Annotated in this window: 7 protein-coding genes; 1 reads left to right on the plus strand and 6 read right to left on the minus strand. The window is 71.6% G+C overall.

The window, feature by feature from the left end; all coding sequences use genetic code 11:
• The 5 genes from QOL99_RS13215 to QOL99_RS13235 all read right to left on the minus strand — a co-directional run.
• Nucleotides 1–253: hypothetical protein (locus tag QOL99_RS13215; protein WP_285524490.1), on the minus strand; the 253-nt coding region annotated here is incomplete at its 3' end.
• Between the two features lie 46 nt (nt 254–299).
• A complete protein-coding gene (galE, locus tag QOL99_RS13220) occupies nt 300–1,346 on the minus strand; it encodes a UDP-glucose 4-epimerase GalE (RefSeq protein WP_285524491.1) in 1,047 nt (348 codons plus the stop codon).
• 77 nt (nt 1,347–1,423) lie between these two features.
• Nucleotides 1,424–2,932: an MATE family efflux transporter gene (locus QOL99_RS13225; RefSeq protein ID WP_407650185.1), complete on the minus strand. Its 1,509-nt coding sequence runs from the start codon at nt 2,930–2,932 to the stop codon at nt 1,424–1,426.
• A 29-nt stretch (nt 2,933–2,961) separates the two neighbouring features.
• A complete protein-coding gene (locus tag QOL99_RS13230; RefSeq protein ID WP_407650186.1) occupies nt 2,962–3,438 on the minus strand; it encodes a MerR family transcriptional regulator in 477 nt (158 codons plus the stop codon).
• A gap of 23 nt (nt 3,439–3,461) precedes the next feature.
• A complete protein-coding gene (locus QOL99_RS13235) occupies nt 3,462–4,436 on the minus strand; it encodes an NADPH:quinone oxidoreductase family protein (RefSeq protein WP_285524494.1) in 975 nt (324 codons plus the stop codon).
• A gap of 250 nt (nt 4,437–4,686) precedes the next feature.
• On the opposite strand from QOL99_RS13235, the gene QOL99_RS13240 reads away from it, so the two are divergent.
• Nucleotides 4,687–6,483, plus strand: coding sequence for an acyl-CoA dehydrogenase (locus QOL99_RS13240; protein WP_285524495.1), 1,797 nt, complete (start codon nt 4,687–4,689; stop codon nt 6,481–6,483).
• Nucleotides 6,484–6,564: 81 nt separating this feature from the next.
• Here QOL99_RS13240 and QOL99_RS13245 read toward each other — a convergent pair whose 3' ends face one another.
• Nucleotides 6,565–7,023 (minus strand): hypothetical protein, encoded by a 459-nt coding sequence (locus tag QOL99_RS13245; protein ID WP_285524497.1) that lies wholly within the window; start codon nt 7,021–7,023, stop codon nt 6,565–6,567.
• Nucleotides 7,024–7,235 lie beyond the last annotated feature (212 nt).

Below are 7,235 nucleotides of genomic sequence, written 5' to 3' on the forward strand. Positions count from 1 at the left end.
AGCGCGGCGGCAGCGGCGAGCGGCGCCCCCCTGTTCCCCGGCCCAGCCGCAGGGCCAGTACAGCGGCGATGGCCCACAGCCACAGGACGCTGTGCAGCTGCTCGAGCGGAGTCCCGCGTGTGTTCAGCGCGGACCACAGCAGCACGCCCGCCGCCACGGGCGCGGCGTACCGCAGCAGCCGCAGCCACACCCGGACGGGCACGGTGGGCGCCGGGCTGCGGGACCGGGACCGGACCTCTTGCACCGGGATCACGTCACGCCGGGCTGGGGCGTCGGGTCAGCCTCAGTCGGCACGGCACTCAGCGCTCCGCCCGCGCAGTGGCCTGTTTCAGCCGCTCGGCCCGCACCGCTTCCCAGGCCAGAGCAGAGGCCAGCGCCTCGGCGGTGGTGTGGCGGGGCGCCCAGTCCAGCAGTTCGCGGGCGCGGGTGATGTCGGCGTAGGCCCCGGCACTGTCGCCCGGACGGCGCGGGCCGTCGCGCACGCTCAGCGGCGTGGGCGACACCTCCCCGAAGGCCGTGACCAGTTCCCGCACGGTCACGCCCCGCCCGGTGCCCACGTTGATCGGGAGATACCCCCGGGGGTCCGGCCCGGTCGCGGCCGCCCGCGCAAAGGCCGCGTCGAAGCCGTCCAGCGCCGCCACGTGCGCCAGCGCGAGGTCCCAGACGTGGATGTAATCGCGCAGCCCGGTGCCGTCGCGGGTGGCGTAATCGGTGCCGGTGATCTCGAAGGCCGCCTGCCGCCCCTGCGAGGCCGCGACCAGCCGTCCCAGGATGTGCGAGGGCTCGGCGAGGTACGGCCCGGTGCGCAGCCGGGGGTCGGCGCCCAGCGGGTTGAAGTACCGCAGCGCGATGCCGCGCAGTCCGCTGCCGGGCGCTCCGCACAGGTCTTCGAGCATCTCCTCGGTCATCCGCTTGGAGCGGGCGTAGGGACTCAGCGGCTGCAGCGGGCTGGCCTCGGTGACCCGGAAGTCGGCGGGCGAGGCGTAGATGCTCGCGCTGGAGCTGAAGACCACCCGCGTTTGCCCCAGCGCCTGCAGGGTCTCGAACAGGGTCAGGCTGGCGACCACGTTCTCGCGGTAGTAGCGGGCCGGGTGCGCCACCGACTCGGGCACCACGATCAGCGCCGCGAAATGCAGGGTGGCCGCGATCTCGGGATGCTCGGCAAAGATGCGGCGCACCAGGCCCTCGTCGGCCACGTCCCCCCGGTAAAAGACCCGGCCCCGCGTGAAGGCTTCCGGCCCCGTCACCAGCGAGTCGAGGACGACCGGAGTGTGCCCTGCGTCCTCCAGGGCCGAACAGACCGTGCTGCCGATATACCCGGCGCCGCCGGTCACCAGAACTTTCATGGGGGGCAGCATACTCTCACGAACCTGACGAAAAGCTTGATGACTAGGGTGTGGTGGCCCCCCCGACCTTCACACTTTCAGGTCTGGCGCGCCAGCCTGCCGCTGCGCCGCAGAAACCGCCACAGCAGCGCCGCCGCCGCTGTGACCAGCCCTGCCGTCAGCCCGAACCACAGTCCGCGCGGCCCCAGCCCCAGCCCGAAGGCCAGCAGTGACCCCACCCCCAGGCCCACCCCCCAGTACGACGCGAGCGAGATCAGGAGCGGCACGCGGGTGTCCTGCAGGCCCCGCAGCGCCGCGTTCGCCGTGACCTGGACCCCGTCCACCGTCTGGAACAGGGCGGCGATGGCGAGCAGGCCCGCCCCGGTCGCCAGCAGCGCCGCGTTGCCCGGGTCCCGGGCGTCCACGAACACGCCCAGCACCAGCCGGGGCGCCAGCAGTTCCAGCGCGGCAAAGGCCAGCATGACTCCTGCTGCCAGCCCGATGCCGGTCAGCCCGGCGCGGCGGACCCGGCCCGTTTCGCCGCCGCCCGCCGCCTGCGCCACCCGGATACCGGTGGCCGTGGACAGTCCCAGCGGCACCATGAACACCGCCGTGATGACCTGCAACGCCACGTTGTGCGCCGCGAGCGCCTCGGCCCCGAAACGGGCCATCAGCAGCGAGGTCACGCTGAACATGCCCCCCTCGGCCCCCAGGGTCAGGCCGATGGGCCAGCCCAGGCGCAGCAGCGCCCCCACCTCTGGCCCCACCCGGCTCCCCGGCGCGGCGGGAAAGCGCCGCAGCGCCACCGGCAGCAGGGTCAGCGCCATTCCCCAGGCGGTCAGGGCACTCGCGGCGGCGGCTCCCGGCAGCCCCAGCGCGGGCAGCGGTCCCCACCCGAAGGCGAGCGCGGGGCTCAGGAAGGCCACCACCGCCACCCCGCTCAGCGCCGTCACCGTGACCATGCGGGGCTGCCCGGTCCCCTCCAGCGCTCCCCGCAGCGCCACGAACGCGAGGACCGGCAGCATTCCCAGCGCGTAGAGCCGCAGGTAACTCGCCGCGAGGTCGCCGCGCACGCCCTCGGGCGCGAGGCCGGGCAAGGCCGCCGCGATGCCCCACATCAGCGGCAGGGCGACCGCCGTCAGGCCCAGGGCCAGCCGCAGCCCCCCGCGCAGGGTCAGCGCCACGCCCGCCGGATTCCCCGCTCCATGCGCCTGCGCCGCCCGTGGCCCCACCGCCAGCATGATGCCGGTCAGAATCAGGAACAGCAGGTAGTAGGNGGCGACCGCCGTCAGGCCCAGGGCCAGCCGCAGCCCCCCGCGCAGGGTCAGCGCCACGCCCGCCGGATTCCCCGCTCCATGCGCCTGCGCCGCCCGTGGCCCCACCGCCAGCATGATGCCGGTCAGAATCAGGAACAGCAGGTAGTAGGCCGCGTTCGCGTAGGCTGCCGCCGCGAGTTCCGGGGTGCCCAGCCGCCCGATCACCGCCGTCGAGATCAGCGTCAGCGCGTTGGCCGCGAACTGCGACACGATCACCGGGCCCGCCAGCCGCACCAGGGGGCCAAGTTCGCTGCTGCGGGGGGACGGGGGAGAGGCCGGGCCAGAAGTCACCGGGAGAGTGTAGGCCAGGGCGGGCGGGGCTAGCCCTCCTCCTGCCGCACCTCCCCGTCCAGTGTCTCCTCCTCCAGGGCCTCCGGGTCCAGCGGCTCCACCTCGCCTCCGGTAAAGCGCTTGGTGAGCCAGCGGTCGAAGCGGGCCAGGCCCTCGGCCTGCCGGGCGTAGGCTTCCTGCAAGAGGCGCAGCCGGGCGTGGACCACCCGCAACTGCTCGTCCGAGAGGGGGATGTCGGCGCGGGTCCAGTCGCGGCGGTAGGTGCCGTCCAGGGTATGGGTGGCGCGGCGCAGGGTCACCATGTCGCGGGCCTCGTCGAGCGGCACCCCCAGCGCCCGCAGGTCCAGCACGTCGCGCAGCAGCCGCAGGGCGTAGGGACCGTAGAGCGAGCGCCCCGAGGCCGTCACCTGATCGGGGGTCAGCAGCCCGAGGTCGGCGTAGTGCATCACCGTGCGCCGGGTCACGCCCGCCTCCCGCGCGAGTTCGGCGGTCGTGTAGAAGGTCAGCGGGGTCAAGGGGTGACGACCAGTCAAGGGGCGACGACCACTTTCCCGGTGACCCGCCGCTCCAGCAGCGCCCGCAGCGCCTCCGGGGTGCGCTCCAGCGGGTAGCGTGCGCTCACCAGCGGCCGCACCGTGCCGTCTGCCACCCACCCCAGCAGCCGGGCGAGGTTGCGGGCGTTGGCGCGGGGGTCGCGCCGGGCGAACTCGCCCCAGAACACGCCCACCAGCGAGGCGCCCTTGAGCAGCGGCAGGTTCAGCGGCAGTTTCGGAATGCCGCCCCCCGCGAACCCCACCACGAGGTACCGCCCGCCCCAGCCGATCGACCGGAAGGCGGCCTCCGCGAAGTCGCCGCCCACCGGGTCGAAGATCACGTCCGGCCCCTTCCCGCCCGTCAGAGCCTTGACCCGCTCGCGCAGGTCCTCCGAGCTGTAGTTCAGCGTCCCGTCGGCCCCGTGCTCGCGGCAGAGGGCGAGCTTCTCCTCGCTGCTCGCCGCCGCGATCACCCGGGCGCCCAGCGCCTTGCCGATGGTGACGGCCGCGAGGCCCACCCCTCCCGCCGCGCCCAGCACGAGCAGCGTCTCGCCCTCCCGGAGGTTGGCCCGGTCCACCAGCGCGTGCATGGTCGTGCCGAACGCCAGGGGCAGCCCGGCGGCGACCTCCGTGCTCACCCCGTCGGGCAGCGGCATCACGGCATTGGCGGGGGCGAGCAGCATCTCCGCGAAGGCTCCGGTCCCGGTGAACGCGGCGACCCGCTGCCCCACCTGCACATGGCTCACGCCCTCACCCACGGCCGCAACCGTCCCGGCGGCCTCCGCCCCCGGCGTGAAGGGCAGGGGCGGTTTGACCTGATACTGCCCCATCACCATCAGGGCGTCGGGGTAGTTCACGCCCGCCGCCTCCACCTTCAGCACCACCTCGCCGGGGCCGGGGATGGGGTCGGGGACGGTCTGGACGCTGAGGGCTTCGGGTTCGGCAAAGGCGGTGCAGGTCACGGCACGCATGAAAAACCTCCGGTGGGACGGGGAAGAAGGGGTCTGAACGTGCCCTCGGGCGGCGCTCCACTCCGTCGCTGCGACTCTCGGACAGCACTTCCAGTTCGCGCCGCCCTTTGCACGGGGCACTCACTTCGTTCGACCCGGAAAGGGCATTCCACCTCTCCAGGTCCCGCCCTATAGTAAACGCCAGCGTTCACAGTTGACGTTCACGGACACTCTGCTTGTCTGTGTCTGCGCCCTGAAAGGAGTTCCCCACATGGCCCCCTTCCTGTCCCGCCGCGACCTCCAGTTCCAGCTGTATGAAGTGCTCGACACCGCCGCGCTGCCCTCGCGCCCCCGCTTCGCCGAGCACTCGCGCGAGGTTTACGACGACGTGCTGAACCTCGCCTACAGCGTGGCCGAGCGTTACTTCGCCAACCACCTGCGCGAGGCGGACCTCCACGAGCCGCACGTCGTGGACGGGAAGGTGAAGCTGCCCCCCCAGATGGAGGGCGCGATGCGGGCCTTCCGGGATGCGGGCTTTTTCAGTGCCCATCACGACGAGGAGCTCGGTGGGCTGCAACTGCCCTGGGTGGTCATGCAGGCGGTGCAGGCGCACTTTCAGGCGGCCAACATCTCGACCAGCGGGTACCCCTTCCTGACCATCGGGAACGCCAACCTGCTGCGTGAATTTGCCTCCGAGGAGCAGCAGGCGAAGTACCTCACGCCGCTGCTGGAGGGCCGCTGGTTCGGCACGATGGCCCTTTCCGAGCCGCACGCGGGCTCCGGGCTGGCCGACATCACGACGACGGCCACGCCGAAAGAGGACGGGACCTACGCGATCACCGGCACCAAGATGTGGATCTCGGGCGGCGAACACGAACTCTCGGAGAACATCGTCCACCTCGTCCTGGCGCGGATCAAGAGTGCTCCGGCGGGGGTCAGGGGCATCTCGCTCTTTATCGTGCCGCGCTACCGGGTGGGCCCGGATGGACAGCCTGGCGAGTCCAACCACGTCGTCCTGGCGGGCCTCAATCACAAGATGGGGTACCGGGGCACCACCAACACGCTGCTCAATTTCGGGGAGGGCGGCGAGACGGTGGGCGAGCTCGTGGGCGAGCCCGGACAGGGCCTCGCGCAGATGTTCCGCATGATGAACGAGGCCCGCATCGGCGTCGGCATGGGCGCGGTGATGCTGGGCTACGCGGGGTACCTCGCCAGCCTGGAATATGCCCGCGACCGGCGGCAGGGCCGCCTCCCCGGCAACAAGGACCCGCACGCCGAGCCCGTGCCCATCACCGGGCACCCCGACGTGCGCCGGATGCTGCTGCGGCAAAAAAGCTTCGTGGAGGGCGGCCTCGCGCTGGGCCTCTACGCCTCCTCGCTGGTGGACGACCTGCACACCGGGCCGGAGGAGGAGCGGGCAGACACCGGGCTGCTGCTCGACCTGCTGACGCCCATCGTCAAATCCTGGCCCAGCAAGTACAGCCAGGAGGCCCTGAGCGACGCGATCCAGGTCATGGGCGGGGCGGGCTACACCCGCGACTCCCCGGTCGAGCTGTACTACCGCGACAACCGCCTCAACCCCATCCACGAGGGTACGGAGGGCATTCAGGCCCTCGACCTGCTGGGGCGCAAGGTGACCCAATCGGGCGGGCGTGGCCTGACGGTGCTGCTGGAGCGGATGTCGGCGGACCTGACGGCCTCCGGGGACCTGGAGGGCGTGGCCGAGATTCGCGCCGCGCTCGCCACAGCGGTCGCCCAGAGCACGGCGGCCCTGCGCGGCCTCCTGGCCCAGGCCCCCGCCCTCGGCCCCGACCGTTTCCTCGCCAATGCCCACAGCGCCCTGGAGATGCTGGGGCACACGGTCGTGGGCTGGATGTGGCTGCGGCAGGCGGCAGTGGCGGCCCGCAAGTTGCCGGAGGCGCGGGGTGAGGGCGCCGACTTTTACCGGGGCAAGCTGCACGCGGCCCGCTTCTTCGCCGTGCATGAGCTGCCGAAGGTCAAGGCCCACGCGGACCTCTTGGCGAGCGCGGACCCCACGACGCTGGAGATGCAGGAGGCGTGGTTCTGACGGGCCTCGGCTGACTGCCGCTGAGAAGTGTCCCTGGCCCTGGTCCAATCATGAGGTGAAAGAACGGGCAGGGGCGGGGGCCTAGCGGCTGTGGATGATGGGGAAGATGCCGCTGGTGGTGTGGGTGGCGGCGTAGGCGTCCTGGAGGGTGCTGCCTTCCGAGGATCCGACGTAAATATTGAGCTCGTTGGTGAAGGTGGCCGTGGACGTACCCGTGACCTTGAGGTGGTCGGCGTCGCCGGGGCGCGTGCCAGGCTGGTTCACCAGGCAGTGGGCGGTGACCGTGACCGGCGGGGCACGGCGGGGGTAGGACTCGGACAGGATGATGCCCGGCGTGAGCAGGGGTTGCCCATCCACCAAAAGGGGCCGGGTGCCTTGCCCACCCTGGCTGGTCTTGATGGTGATGTACTGGCACTGCGGGCTATACGGGCTGCTGGCCTCGGGCATGGGGGCGACGCCATACGTCCGGGGAGGAGGGGTAGTGTTGCAACTGGCGAGCGCGAGGGCCGGGATCAGGCTCAGGGGCAGCAGTTTTCTCATCTGAATTCCTTGGGAGCGGGCGCATGTGGAGGTCCGAGTTGTGCCCCGAACATGGGGCCAGCAGAGAGCCCAGGCGCTCGCGCGACCAGGACCGCTTCAAAGGGGCAGCCCCAACTCTCTGGAAGGGATTCTGGTGAACCCTGGCGCTCTCCCCGTGTCAAAGGCTTTACTGACATCTTGCAGTTTTAGAAAAGGCTGTCTGGAACGCGCTT

Origin of the sequence: Deinococcus rhizophilus (genome assembly GCF_030271215.1) — a bacterium.
GTDB classification, from domain to species: domain Bacteria; phylum Deinococcota; class Deinococci; order Deinococcales; family Deinococcaceae; genus Deinococcus; species Deinococcus rhizophilus.

Excerpts from the sequence above, each read along its gene's own strand:
- galE (WP_285524491.1), bottom strand. The coding sequence starts at position 1,346 with ATGAAAGTTCTGGTGACCGGCGGCGCCGGGTATATCGGCAGCACGGTC.
- QOL99_RS13235 (WP_285524494.1), bottom strand. The coding sequence starts at position 4,436 with ATGCGTGCCGTGACCTGCACCGCCTTTGCCGAACCCGAAGCCCTCAGC.
- QOL99_RS13240 (WP_285524495.1), top strand. The coding sequence starts at position 4,687 with ATGGCCCCCTTCCTGTCCCGCCGCGACCTCCAGTTCCAGCTGTATGAA.
- QOL99_RS13245 (WP_285524497.1), bottom strand. The coding sequence starts at position 7,023 with ATGAGAAAACTGCTGCCCCTGAGCCTGATCCCGGCCCTCGCGCTCGCC.